The 21,809-nt window shown below is 74.1% G+C and carries 14 protein-coding genes; 9 read left to right on the forward strand and 5 right to left on the reverse strand.

Annotated features, from left to right (window positions below):
* Positions 1–85 precede the first annotated feature (85 nt).
* A complete protein-coding gene (locus PV796_RS28415; RefSeq protein WP_274916240.1) occupies positions 86–1,609 on the reverse strand; it encodes a UvrD-helicase domain-containing protein in 1,524 nt (507 codons plus the stop codon).
* A gap of 582 nt (positions 1,610–2,191) precedes the next feature.
* Here PV796_RS28415 and PV796_RS28420 point away from each other — a divergent pair.
* The 4 genes from PV796_RS28420 to PV796_RS28435 all read left to right on the forward strand — a co-directional run bounded on the left by PV796_RS28420 (position 2,192) and on the right by PV796_RS28435 (position 11,385).
* On the forward strand, positions 2,192–5,182 hold the full coding sequence (locus PV796_RS28420; protein ID WP_446750633.1) for a DEAD/DEAH box helicase: 2,991 nt from the start codon (positions 2,192–2,194) through the stop codon (positions 5,180–5,182).
* On the forward strand, positions 5,179–6,732 hold the full coding sequence (locus tag PV796_RS28425; RefSeq protein WP_274916242.1) for an SWIM zinc finger family protein: 1,554 nt from the start codon (positions 5,179–5,181) through the stop codon (positions 6,730–6,732). Before PV796_RS28420 ends, PV796_RS28425 begins: the two co-directional genes overlap by 4 nt.
* Positions 6,729–8,669 (forward strand): helicase-associated domain-containing protein, encoded by a 1,941-nt coding sequence (locus PV796_RS28430; RefSeq protein ID WP_274916244.1) that lies wholly within the window; start codon positions 6,729–6,731, stop codon positions 8,667–8,669. Before PV796_RS28425 ends, PV796_RS28430 begins: the two co-directional genes overlap by 4 nt.
* Before the next feature lie 514 nt (positions 8,670–9,183).
* Entirely contained in the window at positions 9,184–11,385 is a 2,202-nt protein-coding gene (locus tag PV796_RS28435; RefSeq protein ID WP_274916247.1) for an NB-ARC domain-containing protein, read from the forward strand.
* Positions 11,386–11,551: 166 nt separating this feature from the next.
* Here PV796_RS28435 and PV796_RS28440 read toward each other — a convergent pair whose 3' ends face one another.
* Positions 11,552–13,375 carry a CDP-glycerol glycerophosphotransferase family protein gene (locus PV796_RS28440; protein WP_274916249.1) on the reverse strand — a complete coding sequence of 608 codons (1,824 nt, stop codon included), beginning with the start codon at positions 13,373–13,375 and terminating at the stop codon, positions 11,552–11,554.
* Between the two features lie 267 nt (positions 13,376–13,642).
* Positions 13,643–15,265: an NAD(P)/FAD-dependent oxidoreductase gene (locus PV796_RS28445; RefSeq protein WP_274916251.1), complete on the reverse strand. Its 1,623-nt coding sequence runs from the start codon at positions 15,263–15,265 to the stop codon at positions 13,643–13,645.
* Between the two features lie 723 nt (positions 15,266–15,988).
* Here PV796_RS28445 and PV796_RS28450 point away from each other — a divergent pair.
* The 4 genes from PV796_RS28450 to PV796_RS28465 all read left to right on the forward strand — a co-directional run bounded on the left by PV796_RS28450 (position 15,989) and on the right by PV796_RS28465 (position 19,141).
* Positions 15,989–16,933, forward strand: coding sequence for a quinone oxidoreductase family protein (locus PV796_RS28450; protein WP_274916253.1), 945 nt, complete (start codon positions 15,989–15,991; stop codon positions 16,931–16,933).
* 87 nt (positions 16,934–17,020) lie between these two features.
* Entirely contained in the window at positions 17,021–17,902 is an 882-nt protein-coding gene (locus PV796_RS28455; RefSeq protein ID WP_274916255.1) for an IclR family transcriptional regulator domain-containing protein, read from the forward strand.
* Positions 17,903–18,008: 106 nt separating this feature from the next.
* Positions 18,009–18,458, forward strand: a complete 450-nt coding sequence (locus PV796_RS28460) for a hypothetical protein (RefSeq protein WP_274916257.1) — start codon at positions 18,009–18,011, stop codon at positions 18,456–18,458.
* A gap of 41 nt (positions 18,459–18,499) precedes the next feature.
* On the forward strand, positions 18,500–19,141 hold the full coding sequence (locus PV796_RS28465; RefSeq protein ID WP_274916259.1) for a uridine kinase: 642 nt from the start codon (positions 18,500–18,502) through the stop codon (positions 19,139–19,141).
* 43 nt (positions 19,142–19,184) lie between these two features.
* Here PV796_RS28465 and PV796_RS28470 read toward each other — a convergent pair whose 3' ends face one another.
* Entirely contained in the window at positions 19,185–20,615 is a 1,431-nt protein-coding gene (locus PV796_RS28470) for a WGR domain-containing protein (protein WP_274916261.1), read from the reverse strand.
* 137 nt (positions 20,616–20,752) lie between these two features.
* On the opposite strand from PV796_RS28470, the gene PV796_RS28475 reads away from it, so the two are divergent.
* On the forward strand, positions 20,753–21,214 hold the full coding sequence (locus PV796_RS28475; protein ID WP_274916262.1) for a type II toxin-antitoxin system PemK/MazF family toxin: 462 nt from the start codon (positions 20,753–20,755) through the stop codon (positions 21,212–21,214).
* A 52-nt stretch (positions 21,215–21,266) separates the two neighbouring features.
* Here PV796_RS28475 and PV796_RS28480 read toward each other — a convergent pair whose 3' ends face one another.
* Positions 21,267–21,809, reverse strand: a complete 543-nt coding sequence (locus PV796_RS28480; protein WP_274916263.1) for a DUF1697 domain-containing protein — start codon at positions 21,807–21,809, stop codon at positions 21,267–21,269.

The following is a 21,809-nucleotide window of genomic DNA, read 5'->3' on the forward strand; positions in this document are numbered from 1 at the left end:
GTGATGGGCTTTGGTTCCTGATCCTTTCGGCGTTGGGTCCCGGCGCGGTGCTGCCGGAGTGCGGGGCCGGGGTGGGGGCCGGCCATTACGCATTTGGGTTCGTGCGGCGGTTGCCGCCTTCGGGCTGAGGGCGGGGATCGCCGGCCGGGTGGGTGTTGATCCACGACAGCCCGCCGATGTCGAGCTGCGACCGGGCGCGGGTCACCGCGACATAGGCCAGGCGGGCCTCGTCGAGGTCGATCGGGCCCGGCAGGGGTGTGCCGTCCTCGTCGCGCTCGTCGAGATCATCGGGGCCGGTGAAGTCGTCCGCGATGCGCACGCTCGACCACTCGCGGCCCTTGGCGCGGTGGGCGGTGGACACCGTCACCTCGGCGGACTCCTCGGGCGAGAGCCGGTCCAGGGCGCGCAGTACCGCGTCCGAGCCGTGTTCGTCGATCAGCTCCACCAGGGGTAACAGGTCGCGTCCGGCCGGATCGAATTCCGCGTACTCGCGGAGTTCGGACCAGGTCTCGAAGAGCATCAGCTCGGGGTGTGCTGTGCGCCGGCCCGATGCCAGGTCGTGCGCGGCGCGGGCCAGCGCGGTCAGTGACTCCCCGCCACCGGCGAGTGCGACCCGGCGGTTCGCCTCCAACTGCCGTATCACCTCGACCATGGCGCCCACGTTCGTCCGGCACAGGATCGCCTCGGGGACCGGGACGCGGCACAGCTCGGACTTCAGACAGGGGGACCCGGTGAGCCGGAGGGGCGTGCCGACGATCGTCAGCCACCGGTTGGCCTCGTTCGCCAGGGCCGGGCCGAAGCGGAAGGAGCGGGAGAGGCTGAGGTGGGTGCCGTCGAAGCCGGTCATCACGTCGCGGGCGCCGCGCCAGCCGTAGATGGCCTGTGCGGAGTCTCCGACCAGCACGAGCTGCGCGTGGTCCCGCTGTGTGGTGAGGACCTGCTCGACGACCGGGTTGGTGTCCTGTGCCTCGTCGAGGAGGAGGAAGTCGGCGGGGATGAGGGGGTCGCTCAATGCCCACATCTTGAGGTAGTGGTCGTGCTCGAAGCGGACCACGCCCTGGTCCGGGTCCTGCAGATCGGTCCATGCCTTGCGGGCGAACGGCAGGACCAGGGTGGCGAGTTGGGTGTGCAGCGGCTCGGACTCGGCGCCGCGCAGTGGTGGGACGTGATGGTGTGCGAGCTCCTTGTCGGCGGACTGGCAGAAGCGGGTGACGGTGCGGAGCACCGTGTAGGACAGGGCTTTGTTGTTGACCTTGCGCGGGCCGATGCGTAAGGACAGGCCGTCCTCGATTCCGAGGGCGGCGCCTGTGCGCCAGCCCGCTTGGCGTGGGGCGTTCAGGCGCGCTTGGTAGTGCCGGCCGACGGCGGTGTACGCGAGGGCGTGTGCGGTTCTGCAGGACACCTCGGAGGGGAAGGTGCTGGCTGCGTGGCGTGCGACGGCGCGGTTGAAGGCGATGTAGCGGCCGGTGCGGCGTTGGCGTCGGGCGGTGTGGGCCAGCATCGCCAGCGTCGTCGTCTTTCCGGTGCCGGCGCCGGCCTGGATGACGAGGTGGGCGCCGGTGGGGAAGGCTTCGGCTGCGGCGGCCTGCTCGGGGGTGGGGGTGTGCATGAGGACTCCTCGATGGTCGTGGATCGCCGTGTGGTGTGGTGAGTTGCCGCTGTGCCGTCGCGCGGCGGTGTTGCTGTGCGACGGTGAGTTTCTGTGCGTCGCGGTGAGTGATTGCGTCACTGAATGTAATCGACTTGGCGCGGGAGCGGGCGGCCCGCGTCCAGCCTGTGGATAACTTCGGCGTGGGCGGCTTTCTGTCCGGCTCGTGGTGCGTGGGTATCGGCTCTCTGTGCTGGTCAGGGCGTGTGCGGTCGGACGGCTTCACATGAGGTGCGGTGCTCCGCGCGTACGGTGCGCGGGGCGAGGGGCCGCCGATTGTCAGTGGGGTCTGCTTTCCTCGACATCACGCAGACGACGTGCAGATGTCACGCAGAGCTGCGGTGTCGGACGTGGCGGAAAGGCACGGCGTGAAGGCCACGCCGTGACCGGTGGGGGATGCCGCGGCTGCCGGAGGACGACGGGGGAGACGACGTGAAGACGACCGTAGACTCGCAGGTCGGGGGCGTAGCAGAAGGAGTCCGGGCGCGATGGGCCCGGGAAGCGCCGTTGGCGGCGCGGAACGACCCGACGGCAGGGGATGGCATGGCGAGGTGGCAGGAGGCGCCGGGAGAGGCGTCCCGGCCCTCGATCGCCCCTGCCGTCGGAGCGCCCCGCGCGGGCGAAGGTGGAGTCGGCGATCTGGCCGCGGCCCTGGTGGAGTGCGCCGCGATCTTTCTGCCGGCCCGTACGCCGCGGGCCGGGATGGTCGCCTTCTGGCGACCGGACGGCGGCCCGCTTCCCGGCGCCGACGTGGAGGGGGGCGGCGGCCGGGAGCCGGTGTCGGGTGGTGTCACGCGGCTGACCGTCGCGCGGCGCCATGGCAACGGTGCGCGGAGCCGGACGGTGCCCGCGCGTCTGCTGCCCCTGCCCGACGCCGTGCCAGTGCTGGCCCGGGCCCGGCACGCCTCCAGCGCCCATCCGGCAGCCGCCTGCTGGGGCGCGGCCACCCTGCACGCGCTGCACCTCACCGCTCGCGGCAGACTGCTGCCCGGTCTGACCGACGAGGACGCCGATGCCTGGCGCGCCGGCCCGCTCGACGCGGACGACATCGCACACCTCCGAGCCATCGCCGCCGCCATGCCCCCGGAGGCGTACGCGGTACCGATCCCGGGTGCCCGACCGCTCCAGTTGCCCGATCCGGTAGCCCTGGTACGGCAGTTCGTGGATGCCGTCGTCGACACCCTGCCGCGTACCCCGGCCGCCGAGTTGGTGGCGGGCGCCCCGTTCGCCGCGACGGCACCGCAGTACCTCCCGGCCGCCCAGGAGTGGGCCGCTGAGGTCGCCGCCGGGGCCGACGCCGGCGTCCGGCTCTCGCTCCGTCTCGACCTCGCCCCGCACCAGCTCTTCGACACCGAGGGAGGGGATGCGCCCGCGGCGGACGGTGCGCACGGCGAGGAAGCGAACGGGGATGGGGCGGCAACTCCGGGCGGTGGCATGGAGGAACGGCGCGCGGCGGCGGCCGTCCTACAGGTCCACAGCCTCACCGACCCGACCCTGGTGGTCGATGCCCGCCAGCTCTGGGAGGGCGGAGCACCGGACCACTTCGGCGCCCGGTCCCGTGCCGACGCGCTGCTCGCGCTGCGCCGCGCGACCCGCGTCTGGCCCCCACTCGGCCGCCTCCTGGAGCGCCCCGTTCCTGATGTACTCCCGCTCGCCGAGGACGAGTTGTACGCCCTCCTGGGGGAGTTCGCGCCGCGCCTCGACGCCGCCGGGATGGCCGTCCACTGGCCCAAGGAGCTGACCCGCGGTCTGACCGCGATGGCGGTGCTGCGGCCCGCTCCCGGTTCGGCGGCGGACGGCTTCGGCTTCTTCGACGCCGGTGAACTGGCACAGTTCCGCTGGCAGTTGGCCATGGACGGGGTGCCGCTCAGCGACGCGGAGATGGATGCCCTCGCCGAGGCGCACCGCCCCATGGTGCGACTGCGCGACCAGTGGGTCCTCGTCGACCCCGGGTTGGTCCGCAAGGCACGCAAGCGCGAACTGGGCTATCTGGACCCGGCCCGGGCCCTCGCCGCCACGCTCGACGGCACCGCGGAGGTGGACGGCGAACGGGTCGAGGTGGTGCCCCTGGGCGCCCTCGCCGCCCTGCGCGGCCGGCTCACCACCACGGCGCGCCCGCTAGCCCAGCCCGCGGGACTGCGGGCGACCCTGCGCGACTACCAACTGCGCGGCGTGGCCTGGCTCGACACCATGGTCTCCACCGGACTGGGCGGCTGCCTGGCAGACGACATGGGGCTGGGCAAGACCATCACCGTCATCGCGCTCCACCTCCACCGGCGGCCCACCGCCCCCGTCCTCGTCGTCTGCCCCGCGTCCCTGCTCGGCAACTGGCAGCGCGAGATCGAACGCTTCGCACCCGGCACGCCCGTACGCCGCTTCCACGGCGCCGGCCGCAGCCTCGACGGCATGGACGGCGGCTTCGTGCTGACGACCTACGGGACGATGCGCAGCAGCGCCACCGAACTGGCCGGCCGCACCTGGGCCTGGGTCGTCGCCGACGAGGCGCAGCACGTGAAGAATCCGCGCTCCTCGACGGCCAGGGCGCTGCGCGGCATCAAGGCCCCGGCGCGGCTCGCCCTCACCGGCACGCCCGTGGAGAACAACCTCTCCGAGCTGTGGGCGCTGCTGGATTGGACCACCCCCGGGCTCCTCGGGCCGCTCAAGACGTTCCGCGCCCTGCACGCCCGCGAGGTCGAGGGCGGAGAGGATCCGCGGGCGGCGGAGCGACTGGCCAGACTGGTCCGGCCGTTCATCCTGCGCCGCAAGAAGTCCGATCCCGGTATCGCGCCCGAACTCCCGCCCAAGACGGAGACCGACCATCCGGTCCCGCTGGGGCGCGAACAGGCCGCGCTGTACCAGGCGGTGGTGCGCGAGACCCTCGCCCGGATCGAGGGCGCCGAGGGGATGGCGCGGCGCGGCCTGGTGATGAAGCTGCTCACCGACCTGAAGCAGATCTGCAACCACCCCGCGCAGTACCTCAAGGAGAACGCCCCGGGCCTGGCCGCGCGCTCCGGGAAACTCGAACTCCTCGACGAGCTCCTGGACACCATCCTCGCGGAGGGCGGCGCCACCCTGGTCTTCACCCAGTACGTCGCCATGGCACGGCTGCTGGAGCGCCACCTTGCGGGGAGAGGCGTCCACAGTCAACTCCTGCACGGCGGGACCCCGGTGGCCGAACGGGAGCGGATGGTGGACCGCTTCCAGTCGGGTCGGGCGCCGGTCTTCCTGCTGTCCCTGAAGGCGGCGGGCACCGGCCTGAACCTCACCCGGGCCGGGCACGTCGTCCACTACGACCGCTGGTGGAATCCGGCGGTGGAGGAGCAGGCCACCGACCGCGCCTACCGCATCGGCCAGACCCAGCCCGTCCAGGTCCACCGGCTGATCACCGAGGGCACCGTGGAGGACAACATCGCCCAACTCCTCACCGCCAAAAGGGCCCTCGCCGACGCGGTGCTCTCCGGTAGCGAGGGCGCGTTCACCGAGCTGACCGACGCCGAACTCGCCGACCTCGTCTCCCTGAGGAGGACCGGATGAACCCCGGGCACCGGCGGCGGCCCGTCACGGGGCGCGCCGCGGCGGCGGACCGACTGGCCCGCGCCGACCGTTCGCGCACCTTCCCGCCGCTGCCGGTCCTCGACGGCCCGGACGGGACCGCCGCCGCGTCCTGGTGGGGCGGTGCCTGGCTGACGGCGCTGGAGCGCAGCGCACTGGACGGCGCCCGGTTGACCCGTGGCCGGGCCTACGCTCGCGCCGGTCACGTCGACACGATCAACATCACCCCGGGCCGGATGATCGCCACCGTACGGGGCAGCCGACCCCGCCCGTACAGTGCCGAGGTGCGCGTCAAGACGCTCACCGACCAGGAGTGGGACGCCCTGTTGGACGGTGTCGCCGCCCACCCAGACCAGCTCACTGCGCTGCTGGCCAAGGAACTGCCCCGCGCACTGGCCGAGGCCGAACCGGGACTCCTGCCGGGGCCGGGCGACTTGGTGCCCCGGTGCTCCTGCCCGGACACCGGCCGGCCCTGCAAGCACGCCGCCGCGCTCTGCTTCCAGGTGGCCCGGCTGTTGGACGCCGATCCCTTCATCCTGCTGCTGATCCGGGGCCGCGGTGAGCGGGAGTTGCTCGACGAGCTCGGACGTCGCAGCGCCGGCCACGGCGCACGGGAGAGTCGGGGGCGGGCCGCTGGTCTGGCCCGGGTGGTGCCCGGGGGCGACGGGCCCGCGACCGCCGTCGTATCTGCGGTGAGTTCGGCTGTGGCCGCTCCCACCCCTTCTACGTCCCGCCCGGCGTTCGGCCCTGACGGAGCGCGGGCGTCCGGATCTGCCGCCGTGGAGCGTGCCGTGACACCGGAGGAGGAGCCGGCCCGGGTGGGCGCCGATGGGGGCGGCGGAGCCGCTTGGGCTCCGGCTCTCCCGGCTCAGGGCGTGCTCGCCCGGGAGGCCCTCGCCGACCGCCCCAGACCGCCACTCCCACCACCGGCCGCGGTACCGCCGCGGCCCGGCCGGCCGTTGGCCCTCCCGGACGCCGACGGGCTCCCGTTCGACGCCGCCACGCTCGAACTCCTCGCCACCGACGCCGCGGCCCGCGCCCATGCCTGCCTCACGGACCCCGAATCCCCGGGGGAGCCCGCAGCGGCCGGTCCCTTCCCGGCGCTCCCGCCGTGGGAGGACGCCATCCGCCTGGCCGCCACCGCCCACCCCACTGCCGGTCTGACCACGACCACCCGCGCGCTGTACCGCGACCTCGCGGCGGCGAGCGGCCGCACCCCCACGGACATCGCCCGGTCCGTCGCCGCCTGGCGTCAGGGGGGCCACGAGGGGCTCGTCCTCCTGGAGAACACCTGGAACCCGCCGGCCGGCGACTTCGACCGGGCCCGCAGCGCCCTCCTGGCCGCGGGGTTGCCGGCCCTGCGCCCGCATCACAACCGCCTCACCGACGCCGCCCGCGGGCTCCAACTCCGCTTCGGCCACGACCACCGCTGGTACCCGTACGAATCCGAGCCCGGCGCCGAGGACTGGTGGCCCACCGGCCCCGCGGACCCGGACCCCGTGGGCGCCCTGACCACCCTGGTGACACGATGACTAACCTCAAGGCCGTGGAAGGACTCGACGCACTCACCCGCTCCCTGGCACAGCGCACCCCCGAACGGCTCGCCGCACTGCTCACCCGGCACGCCGAGCCGCTCGCCCGCCGGCCCGCACCCACCGAACTCCGGGGCCTGGCCGGCGCGTTGTGGTCCTACGAGACCCTCCACCAGGTGGTGCTGCACCTCGACCGCCCGCGGCTCCAGGTGCTCGCCGCCACTGCCCGCATCAGCCAGCAGCGGGCCGCACGGCACGCCGCCGCGCCCGCCGCCCCCACCGCCGGCGCCGACTACCAGTCGCTGATGGCCCACCGACTGTCCTTCCCGGAGCTGGCCAGCGAGGCCGTCCCGCCCGAGGACGTCTACGCCGCGCTCGGCGTCACCGCCCCCGGGCCGGCCCGGGCCGTCGCCGAATCCGCCCTGGACGCGCTCTTCGACGACGGGCTCGCCGCGCCCGCCGAGGACGGCGCCGTCGTCGTGCCGCCGCGCGTGCCCCAGCTCCTCGCCGCCCACGACCTCGGCCCGTTCGCGCCGCAGGCCCCCACCCCCGAGAGCGCCGCACCCTCCAGCGCCCCCACCGTGCCCGCCCCGCGGACCTCGCCCCACGACGAATCCCAGGCCGCCGCCGCGCAGTTGGCCACCACCATGGAGCGGCTGCTCGCCTCCCTGGCCGGCGAACCCGCCACCCTCCGCAAGTCGGGCGGGCTCACCTTCCGCGAGGTGAAGCGCCTGGCGAGGGCGGCCGGGGCCACGGAGCCGCACACCCGGCTCCTGCTCGATCTCGCCCTGGCCGCCGGCCTGATCGCGCTGACCCGCAGCCCGTCGGGCATCACCGCACTGCCCACCCACTCCTACGACGACTGGCTCGCCAAGGCGCCCGGCGCCCGTCTCGCTCCCGTACTGGCCGCCTGGTACGCCCTGTGGGACATCCCCACCCACACCCCGTTCGGAGAGACCCCCACCGCCCTGGTCCGCGGGCACGACCGGCACGCCCCCGCCCTCCGGTTCGCCCTGCTCGCCGCCCTGGCCGACGTCCCCTCGGGCGCCGGACCGCTGCCCCCGCCGCTGCCGCTGTCCGATGCGCCCGAGGACGAGGCGGCCCTCGCGCCCCTGCGACGCCTCCTCCGCACCGCGGAATGGCACCGTCCGCTCGCCGTCACCGAGCAGCCGATGGTCGACGAGCGCGCCGCCCACACCCTCCACGAAGCCGCCTACCTCGGGCTCACCGCCCACGGCACCCTCACGCCCCTCGGCCGGGCCCTGCTCGCCGACCCGACGGACCTCGACGAACCGCTCCGCGACCTGCTCCCGCCGCCGGTCGAACGGGCCCACTTCCAGGCCGATTTGACCGCCGTCGTGCCCGGCCGCCCCGCCCCCGCGCTCGCCGGACTCCTCGCCTCCACCGCCGACCGGGAGTCCGAGGGACACGCCGTGACCTGGCGCTTTACCCCCGGATCGATCCACCGCGCCCTGGATGCCGGCCACACCGCTGACTCCCTCCGGGACGCGCTCACCGCCGCCTCGGCCGGCGACGCCCTGCCACAACCCCTCGGCTACCTCATCCAGGACACCGCCCGCGCCCACGGCCGGATGCGGGTCGTGCCGGCCGGCTGCTGCATCCGCTCCGACGACGAGGCCCTGATCGCCGAACTCGCCGCCCGTCACGCGCTGCGCGGGCTGGGGTTGCGTGCGATCGCCCCCACGGTCCTGGTCAGCGGCCGCCCGCCGGCCGCCACCCTGGACGCGTTGCGCGCCGCGGGATACGCCCCCGCCCTGGAGTCCGGCACCGGCACCGCCGCCGTCGAACGGCCGCCCAGCCACCGCACCGCGACCCCCGGCCCCACCCGGGATCCGCACGCTTCGCTGGCCCTCGCCCAACGCCTCCTGGGGCACCCGGCCGAGCCACGGGAGACCGCAACGAGCGGCCGCAACTGACCGGTTGACCTTGTTGACTCGTTGACCAGGTGTTCCGCTCCGCGTCGTACGGACGGGGCGGAACGACTCCCGTCCGGTTGCCCGGCCTGCTCGTGCTCGGTGCCACCCCTACGTGACAGAAAATTGCCGCGGGCCACCCTGGCGATGCCCGTCCACCCAGAGCAGATGCCGATCCGCGGCAGCAGGCCGGGCGCCGTCTCGACCTGTCCGCGCATCGAAATCGGTACCGACGGACCCCACTTGACGTTCCCAAGCTCAGCCCCGCCCCCCACTCAAGTCGACATGTCGCTTCCTGTTCCTCGGTTTCTGCCCCCTGGTCCGCTTTCCCTTTCCGTTGTGGGGCGGTCCGTGCCGTGCCCTTCCCGCCGTCGCCCGGACCGAACTTCACCGCTGCTTGACCGGTTGCGGCCGCTTGGTAGGGGGTGCGTGGCACGTCGGTCGGCCGCCGGGCGGCGTTGTCAGTGGCGTCAAGTAGCGTTTTCTGCGTACGGAGTCGAGCGAGGGGGAGTGCGACATGGGGGACAACGCGGCGGACGCCGGGCGCGTCCGGAACGAGTTCAGCGGGATGGCGCACGGGCCGGTGATCCAGGCCGGGGTGATCGAGGGCGGCGTGCGGATCGAGATGCACCGACCGGAGCGGCCGGTGCCGCGACAGGTGCCGGCCGGCTCCCGGCAGTTCGTGGATCGCGAGCCGGTGCTGGCGGAGATCGACGGCTGGGTCGGCGACGGCGGCGGCATGGCGGTGCTCAGCGGCCTGCCGGGCGTCGGCAAGAGCGCGACCGTACGGAGATGGGCGCAGGAGGAGCGGGGCCGGTTCCCCGGCGGGGAGTTCTATGTCGACTTCGCCGAGCTGCGGGCGCAGGCGGGCGGCGACGTGTCGGCCGGGGTGAGCCGCTGCCTGCGGGCGCTCGGCGTCGAGGACCGCTATCTCCCCGACTCCCTGGGCGAGTTGACCAGCATGCTGCGCACCCTGACCGCGGACGAGCGCGTACTGATGGTGCTCGATGACGTGACCGAGCCGGCGCAAGTGCGGGCGTTGCTCCCGAGCGCCCCCGGCAGCGTCGTCCTCGCCACCAGCCAGTCGAAGCTGGGGGAGTTGCTGGCCGAGGGCGCCCGCTTGATGCCGCTGGAACCGCTGTCGCCGGAGCACGGCAGGCAACTGCTGCGCCGGCTGTGCGGGGCGGAGCGTATCGCCGCGGACGACGAGGGTGCGGCCGAGCGGATCGTGGCGAGTTGTGGCGGGCTGCCGGTGGCCCTTCAGGTCGCCGCGGCGCGGTTGGTGATGCATCCAGGTTTGTCGGTCGCCGCGCTGGCCGATGAATTGGCCGACGACCGGCGCCGGTTGGATGCCCTGCGTCGGGGAGGGGAGCGCACGGTGTCCGCCGTTTTCGCAGTGGCCTACGCAGGACTGCCCGGGCCGGTCGCCCGGCTCTACCGGCTGCTGGGCCTGCACCCCGGCCGCCGCTGGGACGCCGCCTCGGCCGCCGCGGCAGCCGGGACGACGCCCGAGCGCGCCGCCGAGCAGCTCGACGTCCTGGAGACCGCGAGCCTGGTCACCGTGGCCGCCGACGGGCGCTACGAGTTCCACGACCTGGTGCGGCTGCACGCCCGTGAACAGGCCGCTCTGGAGGATGACGAGCCCGAGCGCACCGCGGCCGTGGCTCGGGTCGTGGACCATCTGCTCACCCGCGCCGCCCAGGCCGATCTCGCCGTCATGGGCCGCCGGATGCGCATCGGCGAGTACACCGACCGGCTGAGCGAGGCGGACCGCGCCACCGCCTTCCCCGGCCGGCAGGAGGCGCTGCACTGGTTGGACGCCTGGCGCGGTGAGTTGCTGTCCGCCCAGCAGATCGCGGCTGACCACGGATGGCACCGCCGCGCCTGGGAGCTCGCCGAGGCGCTGACCGCGCTGTTCCTCAACCGCAGATACCTCAACGACTGGGTGCGCAGCGGCGACCTGGGTGCCCGCCACGCCGAGGCCGACGGCAATCCGGCCGCCGAGGCCCGGCTGCGCGCACTGCTGTCCCGCCCCCTGATGGACCGCGACGAACTGCGGCGCGCTCGCGCAGAGTTGGAGACCGCCGTCGCCCGGGCCGACGAGTCCGGCCACACCCTGTTGCGCGCCTCCGTCCGCGAGTTCTACGGCCGCTACTGGGACCGTTGCGATCCCGCCCGCGCCGTGACCGTCTATGAGGAGGCGATGGTCTACTACCGCGCCGCGGGCGACGAACGTGGCATCGCCATCGGCCGCTTCTTCATGGGCAGCGCCCTGCACGCCGTCGGTCGTACCGACGAGGCGCAGGCCGCCCTCCAGGACGCCTATGACGCGTTTCTGGCCCTCGACGACCGGCGGATGGGCGCCCGCGCGCTGGCCGCCCTCGGCGGTATGCACCGCGACCTGGGGCGGGCGACCCAGGCCGTGGCGGCCCTGGAGGAGGCCGCGGCCATGCTCCGCGAGCGCGGGGCCGTCCACTACGAGGCCGAGGTGTGCGAGACGCTCGCCGAACTGGCCGAGGAGCGTGGCGACCGCGAGCAATGGCGACGATGCCTCACACGGGCCCTGGAGATATACGAGGCCGGCGGCGGCCCGCGCGCCGTGGAACTGCGCGGCAGGTTGACGGATGCCGCGCCCGGTGCGGCAACCGACGCCGGCAGTGCCACGGAGCGGCCCGACGGTGGGGAGGAGGCCGACGGCGAGGGCACGGGGGACGCCTAGCGCAAGCCGAGGGCGGAGACCGGCCGGTCAACTCCTGTCGGGGCACGGACCGTTGTCGGGCAGTGGTTGGAGCCGAGACCTTGCCTCTCGGGGATTCGGGGGCTGGCCTCCTGGCGTCGCTGCTCCGGGCCGAGAGCCGGAGGCCCCGGTCCGGACCGGGGGGAGTTCAGGCGGGTGGCCGCGGCTGGCCTACACGTCGGGCGGGGCGGAGCTCGATGTCCTCGGTGCGGCTGCCCAGGGCGAGCGTGGCGAAGCCCTCCAGGGGGCGCCGGGTGCGCAGGCAGGCGTAGACGACGGCGGCCAGGACGGCGGCGTCGTCCAGCAGGCCGGTGGCGTTCACTTCCACCGTCCGGCCGTCGCGCAGCCCGGCTCGGCAGCCGTGGCCGGCGACCGTGGCGGTGGCGAGCAGACAGCCGGGGTAGCGGGCGAGGGTGTCGTCGATCCACCGGTCGGCGCTCACGGTGGTCTTGGCCGGGGTACGCCGGACCAGCACGGACGCGCTCTCCGGCCACCGCCGGTCCTCCTCGTCGTCGGCACAGGACAGATGCCGGAACGGGCCGTCAGGGGAGTCGTGCCCCGTCACGGACGACATGAGCGAGCAGGACGACGAGGACGTGGAGGGCAAGGAGGGTGAGGATGATGAGGACGAGGCGACCGTGGCGGGAAAGCGTTCGACGGATATGCGGGGGCCGCCGGGTTCCTCGGTGACCGAGGTGTGGACGTGGCAGGCGGTGGTGGGCTCCGGGTGGTGCCGCAAGGCGGGTGGCGCCGGGGCGCGGCGGGGTGGCGGTGAGTCGTCCGGTTCGGGGAGGCGCAGCAGGTCGTACACGGCGGTGCGCAGGAGTTCCAGGGCGCGCCCCGGCACGGCGAAGGCGCTCTCGCCGATCTTGCACAGCCGCTCCGCGGTGTCGTCGCCGGCCGACTGCCCTCGTCCCAGCGCCCGTTCGAGCTGAGGCCGCAGCGGGGCGTCGGGGTGTAGGCGCGGGGCGATCCGGCCCAACTCGGCCATGGGAGTCCCGGGGACGGCCTCGTCGTCGCTGAACGCGCCGAGCAGCAGGGGCGTGCCGAGTGCCGCACCGTAGAAGGTGACCGATCCGTGGTCGCCGATCAGCAGGTCGGCGGCGAGCAGGGTGGCCTGCCAGCCGGCGGTCGGCGGGATGGTCAGCAGTCCGGCGTCGTGTGCGGAGTCGAGGTGCGAGCGGAGGGTGTAACTGCCGTGGGCGGAGGTGATGTTGGGGTGGGTGACCAGGGCGACCGCGTGGTCGTCCAGGGGGAGTTCGGCGAGCAGGCGGGCCGGTAGGGCGGGGTGGTGGCCCAGGAGCGAGTGGTCGCGCCAGGTCGAGCTGAGCATGATCAGCCGCTGCCCGTCGCGGACGCCGAGGGCCCGGCGGTAGTCGGCGCGGAGGTCCCGTCCGTCCAGTAGCGCGTCGTAGCAGGGGTCGCCGACGAGCAGCGTGCGGCCCGCGGTGGCCGGGTGCGCGGCGGCGAGTTGGGCCGCCTGGTCCGGGTGGGATATCGCGAGCCGGGCGCGGCCGCTGCGCAGCAGCGCGTCCGGGACGACGCCGGCCAGCCGGTCGCGGTCGCTGCGGGAGTCAGGAACGACCTTGTGGAAGCCGACGCCGTGTGGCAGCACCAGCACCGGGCAGGTGTGGCCAGCGGAGGCGAGGTCGGCGTTCTCGGTCGCCGTGACGATCAGATGCGGGTCGGCCTCGGCGAACTGGTGCCAGGGCAGCACCCGGACGCCGACCGAGCGGAGCAGCGCGGGCACCCCGTCGTTGAAGGCCGAGGTGGGGTCGAAGGCGAAGACCAGGTGGACCCGCGGGTCGTCGCGCAGCACCGGGCGGAGGACGTCGAGGACCCGGACGGTCGAGGTGACGGTGCGGGCGACGGCGACGACCAGCTTCTCGCCGGGGAACGTCTGCCAGCGCTCGGGGTCCTCGCCCACGGGGACCCGGAGCGGCGGCAGCAGTCCGTGCGTGGTGTCGGCCACCGCGGGCGCACAACCACCGGCAGGCCCGGCCTCGTTCGCGGTTCGCGGTTCGCGGTTCGCGGTTCGCGGTTCGCGGTTCGCGGTTCGCGGTTCGCGGTTCGCGGTTCGCGGTTCGCGGTTCGCGGTTCGCGGTTCGCGGTTCGTCGCCATAGTGGTCTTAGCGCGCCTCACCGTTCTCCGCAACCCCCCTGGTGGTTCGACTGCCGGCGGTCGTTCCACCTGTGATCGGACGTGTCCCTGTCGTCCACCGTAGTTCAGGGGCGCGCCTCAGGAGCCGCCGGGTTTCCTTCGGCCGCTGTTGAACCGCCGTAACCGCAACGAGCCGGGCCCGAAGCCGAGGGGGCGGGGGAGTCGGCGGGGGGTCTGCTCGGTACCGGTGCCCGAACCGGCGGCGTTACCGGGGCTACCCGGTACCACCGGGGGCGGCGCCGCGGTGAGTGCGGCGGCGGCCGAGGCGCTGAACAGGGACGACAGGGGAGACGGCGGTTCCGGGGTGTCGACGCCGGGCGGTCGCACCGTGGGCGCCGGTGTGGTGGACGTCGGTCGCGGGGCGAACGCCTGCGGCGGACGGGCCGCGTGCACCGTGGGCGTGATCACATCGACGTAGGCGCGACAGACCGGCGGCAGGGCGGCGGCCGGGAGGTGTGCCCCGGGCACGGCGCCGCGCACGAGGCGGGCGGCGAGCGACGCCGCGTTCGGGTGCGGCGACCGCGGGGGCTCCGCGCCGGTGGCCAGCGCCCAGGGCGCCTCGACCAGGTCGCCGACGGTGCGCTGCACCCTGCGGGCCAGCGCGGGATCGTCCAGGCCGTACCGCCGCAGCGCGTTGCGGAGCGCGGTGGCGCCGTGGGCGGCGAGGGACAGCCCCTGGCCGTAGTCCGGATTGATCGAGGCAACCGCGCCGCCGAGCGCCACGAACCCGCTGGGCCAGCAGGACAGTTGCTCGTAGCGGTGGCGACGGCTCGTGGTGTCGCGGGTCACCCGCACCTCGCTCAGCGGCTCGGCGTCGGCGATGAGGTCCCCGATGGCCGCGTGGATCCGGCGGGCGAACGGCACGAAGGCGTCGGCCCGTTGGGACGGCCGATCGGCGCCGCTGCCCGTGAGGGTGACCAGCCAGCGCCCGTCCTCGATCGGGACCAGGGTCGCCGTCCGGGCGGCCGGGTGGGCGTCGGCGCTCCCGTCGCCGCCCGAACGGGCCGTGAGCACCGGACAGTTCTCCTGCCCGGGCGGGGCGCGGAAGATCCGGGTGGCGCAGACGATGCCGGAGTCCCGGACGTCCTCGGGGGCGGCGGGCAGGCCGAGCGCCGCCAGCCGGTCCGGGGTGGTGGAGGAGCGGCCGGTGGCGTCGACCACCAAGTCGGCGTCCAAGCGGTACGTTTCACCACCGATGGTGTCCTTGACCCACACCCCGGTGACGTGTTCGGCGGTGCCGGTCAGCCGCTCCGCCTCCGTGCTGTCGAGGATCGACACCCCGGTGAGCACCGGCACCTGATCGCGGACGCCGCGGTCGAGCAGATCGCGGGAGCAGGCGAACACCTCCCGCGTACGGGTCCGGCGGGCCGGCCGACCGGGCAGCAGCGGACCGGCCGGTTCCGTCGGTGCGGGGAGCCGGTGGGCGCCCTCGGCCAGCCATCTGTCGATCGCGCCGGGCAGCAGGCCCTCCACGACCCGGGCGCCGTCGGCTGCCAGGAGATGGGTGTGGCGGGGCTGCGGAAGGTCCGTGGGCAGCACGGGAGTTCGCGGCAGCCGCTCCCGCTCCACCACGATCACATCGGCGTACGCGGACAGCGCCGCGGCGGCGAGCATGCCCGTGAAGCCGCCGCCGAGCACCACGGCGAGATATGGGTGCGTGAACTCAAGCCCTGCGCTGCTCGTACTGCTCGACGCGTTCATGGGCGGTCCCTTTCTCGGCGGTGGCGCGCGGGTCCCCGGCTGGGCCGGGCCGCGTCCAGAAAGGGCGGAGCGGCGTACGGCCGGGACCGGCGGCGCGCGGCGGCGATGACGGCGTCGGTGGCGGCGGTGACCCGCGCCGTCAGCGACGGCAGGGAGGCGGACGCGGTTCGCAACATGCGCAGGGGAGCAGGAGGCAGCGGCAGAGCGCGCTGGATGTCGCGGCAGGCCGGCGCGAACGCCGGCCTGCCGCCCCCCGATTTCCCCATCATGAATCCCCCTCAGGCCGTGTCCGCCCTGCCGCAGCCCGAGCCACGTCCTCCGCCACTCCCCGCCCGGCGCACCGGGTAGGACGGGCCGACACCGCAGCCTCGCACGCCGTGCCCGGCCCCTGGAAACGCGGCCGTCACTTCTGGGCAACGGCGGACACACGTCCGGATCGTAGGCGGCGGCGATCACTTCCGGTAGCCGAAGACGAGTGAGGGATATGTAGGAGCCATCCGGCGTGTACCACTGGGTAGACCCGCTACAAAACGGAGCAATGGGTGGAAAACGGCCGGGAGTTTTCTCGCGAGACGAGAAAAGCACCGGGAAACCGGGGGCCGAAAGAGGTGGCTGCCTCCTGATTGGCCGGAGGGTTGGCGCGAAATGATCGGGGGGCGGCGGGTCGGCCGGCGCCGTGCCTACCCTGTGCGGGCACCGCACCGGAGGACCCGAGGGAGAGACGTGCGCGCGATCGTGATGCGAGAGTTCGGCGGCCCGGACGTGCTCCGGATGGAGGACGTCCCCGAACCGGAGCCCCGTGCCGGGCACGCATGCGTCGAGGTGGCCCTGGCCGGCGTCAACTACGCGGACGTGCACGTCCGCGGGGACACCTACCTCGCCCCCGTCGAACTGCCCTACACGCCCGGCAACGAGGTCGTGGGCACCGTCGACGGCGGACGCCGGGTCGTCGGCCTCACCCGCGGCGGCGGCTACGCGGAACGGGCGCTGCTGCACCGCCGCGTCACCTGGGACGTGCCGGACGCCGTCAGCGACGAGCAGGCGGTCGCGCTGGCCCTCCAGGGCAACAGCGCCTGGCACCTGCTGTTCACCGCGCTGCGCCTGGCAGCGGGTGAGACCGTCGTCGTGCCGGCCGCGGCGGGCGGGGTCGGCACGCTGGCCGTGCAGCTCGCGGCGCGGGCCGGCGCGAAGGTCGTCGCCCTCGCCGGCTCCCCGGCCAAGCGCCAACTCGCCCTGGACCTGGGCGCGCACGCGGTCGTCGACTCCACTGCCGAGGACCTCACGGAGTGCATCCTGGAGGCGGCCGGCGGTCCCGTCGAGACCGCGCTGGAGATGACCGGCGGTGCCACCTTCGCCCGGACCCTGGCCGCCGTCGCGCCGCGCGGCCGGCTCGCCGTCTACGGCTTCGCCGGCGGGGAGCTGGCGAGCGTGTCCACCCGGGAGCTGATGGAGCGCTCGATCACCGTCTCCGGCTTCTGGCTGCCCCAGCTCTACGCGGACCGGACGGCGCTGCCGACGTCCATGCGGGCGCTGTTCGACGCCGTCGCCGACGGCTCCCTCAGGACGCTGATCGGCGCCACCTACGCGCTCGGGGAGGCGGCGCAGGCGCACCACGACCTCGCCGCCCGCACCCCGACCGGGAAACTCGCCCTCGACGTCACCCGTTGACGCAGGGGGCTCCGAGGGCGGGGCACCCCGCACCGCACACGCCGTGCGCCTTCGGGCGCGGATCATCGCCAGAGGAGAGAGCACACGATGGGCCATCGCACCGCAGCGTCGCAGTCCACGGCTCCAAAGGCCGCGCAGCCCACCGGCCCGGCAGCCAGGGGCGCGACCGCCACCGGCGGCCGGACGTCCGGATCCGGCCACGCCGAGCGGGTCTTCCTCGTCCAGACGGCCTTCGCCGAACTCGGCGGGTCCGCCCACGGGCCCGGTGAGATCGCTGAGTTCACCGGCCTGGACGACTCCGTCGTCTACCGCATCCTGCAATCCGGCGTCTACCAGCGCATCTTCGAGCGGGTGGACCGCGGCCTCTACCGGCTGCGGACCTCGGCCGCCCACCTCGCCTTCACCGCCCTGGACCACCGCCTCGACGGCGCCCAGACGGTCCTCGCCGGTCTGCGCGACGCCACCGGCGACGGGCTGGTGTTCCTCTACATGGTGGCGCCGTTCTCCGGCGCGCAGCGGCAGTGCGTCGACATGGCCGTCGGCGACTCCGATCTGGCCGAACTCGGCATGACACCGCGCGATGTGCTGTCCGTGACCCGCTCCCTGCGCACCGGCGCCTCCGGGCGCACCATCCTCGCCTACCTGCCCGACGTCCTCCAGCAGCGCGTGCTGGCCGAGCCCGTCCCCGAGCAGGCCGGCCCCGGTGTCTACCGGGACAACGACGCGCTGTTGACCTCCCTGGCGGAGGTCCGCGACCTCGGCTACGCGCTCGGCTTCGAGGAGTGCATGGCCGGCTGGAACTCCTGCGCCGCGCCGATCATGTGGGACGGCGCCATCATGGGCGCGGTGCTGCTGCTCAAGCAGAAGACCGTGATGCCGCAGGTGCCCGAGGAGATCATCGAGGCGACGAAGGAGGCCGCGGCCGTACTCAGCCGCCACGGAGCGGCCCGCCCGGCGCTGGACGTCTGAACTCCCGCCGCGGCGCCCGGCCGTGCGGCTGTTCATCAGGTGGCCCGGCTCTCTACCGTGGCACCACGCGCGCGACGCACGCGTGCACGACGTACAAGGGGGTCCGATGGAACAGGAATTGATCGCGCTGGCCACCGCGGGGGCGACGACGCTGGTGCAGCAGATGGCGACCGAGGGCTGGGCCGCCGTCCGCCGGCGGACGGCCGCCCTGCTCGCCCGCCGTCGTGGCGACGGCGAGGAGGAGGCGGTCGAGCGCGAGCTGGAACGGGCGCGCACCGACGTCATCGCGGCCCGGGAGGACGGCGACGAGGAGGTGGCGCAGGGGGTGGCCGTGGTCTGGAAGGCCCGGCTGCGGCGACTGCTGGCCGAGGACCCGGAGGCGGCCGCCGAACTGCGGGCGCTGCTCGACGAGGTGGCGCCCCAGGAGCGCCGGAGCACCGTGCGGGACATCCACAACACCATCAACGGCGGCTCGCACGGGTCGGTGATCCAGGTCGGGCTCGTCTCCGACGGGGGCAGCCTCAACGTCCAGCCCGGCGGAACGTCCTCCCGCTGACCCCCGGCGTCCGGAGCCGGCCGGCGGGGCACAATGGCCGGGTGCGGCTCGAAGCGATCACCTGGGAACGGCTCACCGACGCGCTCGCCGCGCGCGTCGACGCGCTGACGGCGCACGACGGGAGCCCCTGGCTGCGGGTGGCGGTGGACGGAGCGCCCGCAGCCGCCCCCGGCGACCTCGCCGGGCGGCTCGCCGAGGCGCTGCGGCTGCGGGGGCGGGCGGTGCACGCGGCCGACGCCCACGGCTTTCTGCGCCCCGCCTCGCTGCGGCTGGAGTACGGCCGCGAGGACCCGGACGCCTTCCACGACGAGTGGTTCGACCGGCGGGCCCTGTGGCGCGAGGTGTTCCAACCGCTGGAGCCGGGCGGCACCGGCCGGGTGCTCCCGGACCTGTGGGACCCGGTGGCGGACCGGGCGACGCGCAGCCCCTACGTGGAACTGCCGTCCGGCGGCGTGCTGTTGCTGCACGGCCCGTTGCTGCTCGGACATTGGTTTCCCTTCGACCTCTCCGTGCACCTGAAGCTGTCGCCGGCCGCCCTCGCCCGCCGCACCCCGGAGGACCAGCGCTGGACGCTGCCGGCGTTCGCCCGCTACGAGGCCGAGACCCGGCCCGAGGAGGCGGCGGACGTGGTCGTACGGGCCGACGATCCCCGCCGACCGGCCTGGAGCGGGCCGGCCGGCTGAGCGCCGCCCGCCCGGCACCGCGCGCGCAGGGTCCGCGCCGCCCTCAGACCAACCGCCGGATCTCGCCCCGGACGCGGTAGAAACCGCCCGAGGCGGGGGCCAGCTCCTCGACGACGTACCGGGCCCCGGCCTGTCGTATGTGGCGCGGGAACTGGACGTTCCACGACGGTTCGTAGCCGGCGGAGACCACGTGGACCCGCAGTCGGTCGGCTTCCTGCACACACTCCACCAAGACCCCCGAGGCCGCGTCGCCCGCCACCGTGCGGACCGTGGCGGCCGGGGTGTAGGTGGGCAGCGCGGCGGCCGACTTCACGTCCCGGGCGACCGGGACCGTGCCCGCGCGGGCGGCGGCGATCGCGGCGTCACTGGCGTCCACGCACACCAGGGAGCCGTCGGTGGTGACCAGATAGAGCTTCTCGTCGAGGTACTGCATCGACAGCGCCGATCCACCGCCGGTGCTCAGCTTCCACAGCCGGGTGCCGTCGGTCGCGAAGCAGTACACCGAGGACGCCGAGTCCCCGGCGAAGACATAGCGGCCGCCCGGCGCCGTGGCACAGGAGTAGACGGCCGTGTCGCACGCGTAGGTGGCCTCCAACTCCCCGCTGTCCTTCGCCAGCCGTTGGACCACCCGTCGGTCGGTCCCGGCGTAGACCGCGTCGTCCTCCTGCCAGCCGAACAGCACCCCGCCCCGGGTCGGGGTGTGCCACAACTCGCCGCCGCCGTCGGTGGCGTAGGCGGTGACGCCGTCGTGGTGACCGTGGTAGACGGCCCGGTCGTCGCGGCGCACCATCCAGGCGTGTGTGCCGCTGCTGCGGCGCGACCACTGGTACTCGTCCTCGTGGTCGATCACGGTCAACGTGCCATTGCGGTCGGCGACGTTGAGGACGCCCTCGTGGATGTCCAGCCAGAAGATGTCGGTGTCCGGGGAGATGGCGTAGGCGGCGAACGGGAGCTTGGAGGAGAGGTCGTAGACGGTGCCGTCGTCGCAGCCCGCGTAGATCCAGAAGTCGTCCGCCACCAGGCACTTGACGCCGTCCGGGAGCTGATAGCGGGCGAGCACCTCGCCGTCGTGGCCGAGGGTGAAGACCTCGCCGTTCTGGTTGCCCATCCAGCAGCGGTCCGCGGCGATGTGGATCCCGAACGCCGCGGCGTCCGTGCGGAAGCGCCACAGCACCGGTGCCACCGCCCGTGCCGTCGACGGCGCCGAGGCCGTCTGGCGCCGCGTCACCGGCCGGGCCGTGCGCTGCCCGGGGATGGCCGGGGCATAGCCCTTGCGCACCTTCTCGCCGATCTTCCTGGCCGCCGCGGCCTGCGCCTTCTCCCGCGTGGGGAACGTCGAGGTCTGCCGCTGCCCCGCCGATCCGATCCGCCCGTAGCGCACCGCGACGACGGTGTCCTGCACGCGGACCTCGTAGAACTTGTGGGCCCCGCCGCCCTCTTGGGACAGCTCCAGATACGTCGTGGTCTCGGACATGGTGCTCCCTTCCGGGCGGTCCCGTCGACCGTCCCCCCGCTGTGAAAAACCGTACGGCCGACCACTGACAATCGACCGCGGGCGGCCGAACACGGGCCGCTGACCAGCGAGTTCACCGCGGCCGGTAGCGTGCGGGGATGACCACTTCGTTCCCCTCAGCAGACCCGCACCAGCCCCTGCCCGGCAGCCAGGGCCCCACCGCGACCGCGGAGGTCCCGCCGCGCGCCGTCGGCGCCGTGACGATGACCTACGCGCCCGACCCGGACGGCGAACCGGACCCCGGCGAGATCGTCTGGACCTGGGTCCCCTTCGAGGAGCACGACGGGCGCGGCAAGGACCGGCCGGTGCTGGTCGTGGCGCGGGAGAAGGCCGGGACGGTGCTGGCTGTGCAACTGTCGAGCAAGCACCACGACGAGGACCGGGACTGGGTGGCGATCGGCGCGGGCCCCTGGGACCGCGAGGGGCGCGACTCCTGGGTCGCCGTGGACCGGGTGCTGCGCATCCACCCGGACGGGATGCGCCGGGAGGCGTGCGCGCTTGACCGGGGCCGCTTCAACCTCGTCGCCAACCGGCTGCGGGAGCTCCACGGTTGGCGCTGACGCCCCGAACCGCCCCGGGCGTCGGGGCCGTCCCGGGGCGCCCGCCGGGCCGTCAGGCGGCGGCCAGCGCGAGCAGCTTGGTGACGGTGTTCCAGTTGCGGGCGGTGGCCGTCACTCCGAGCCGGGCGCGCCCCACCGCATCGGCCAGCTTGGAGCGCCCGATGCCCTGCGGGCACCACAAGTACAGCTCACGGCCCCGCAGTTGGAACCGGTCCGGCGCGAAGGCGGCCTGATCGAGTGTGTCCAACCGGGCCGTGTCGGCGGGCACCTCGGACAGGAACGTCACGTGCAGGGTCTTGGGCTCCGGCACGGCCGACGGGAACGGGTTCCGGGTGACCACGGCGGCCAGTTCGTCCCGGGTCCGCACCACCACCGGCACCGTCAGGCCCAGTTCGGCCAGGATGCCCTCCTCGATCCGCCGGGCGGTCCGCTCCGGCGGGGTCCCCGGATCCGCGAAGACGAGATTGCCCGTCTGCAACAGGACGGAGACCTCCTGGAACCCCAGGGAGCGGGCCAGCTCCAACTGACGCGCCTTGGGGAAGGCGTTGTGGCCCCCGACGTTGATGCCGCGGAGCAGGGCGATCTGACGGGACAT

Source organism: Streptomyces sp. WZ-12 (genome assembly GCF_028898845.1).
GTDB lineage: Bacteria > Actinomycetota > Actinomycetes > Streptomycetales > Streptomycetaceae > Streptomyces.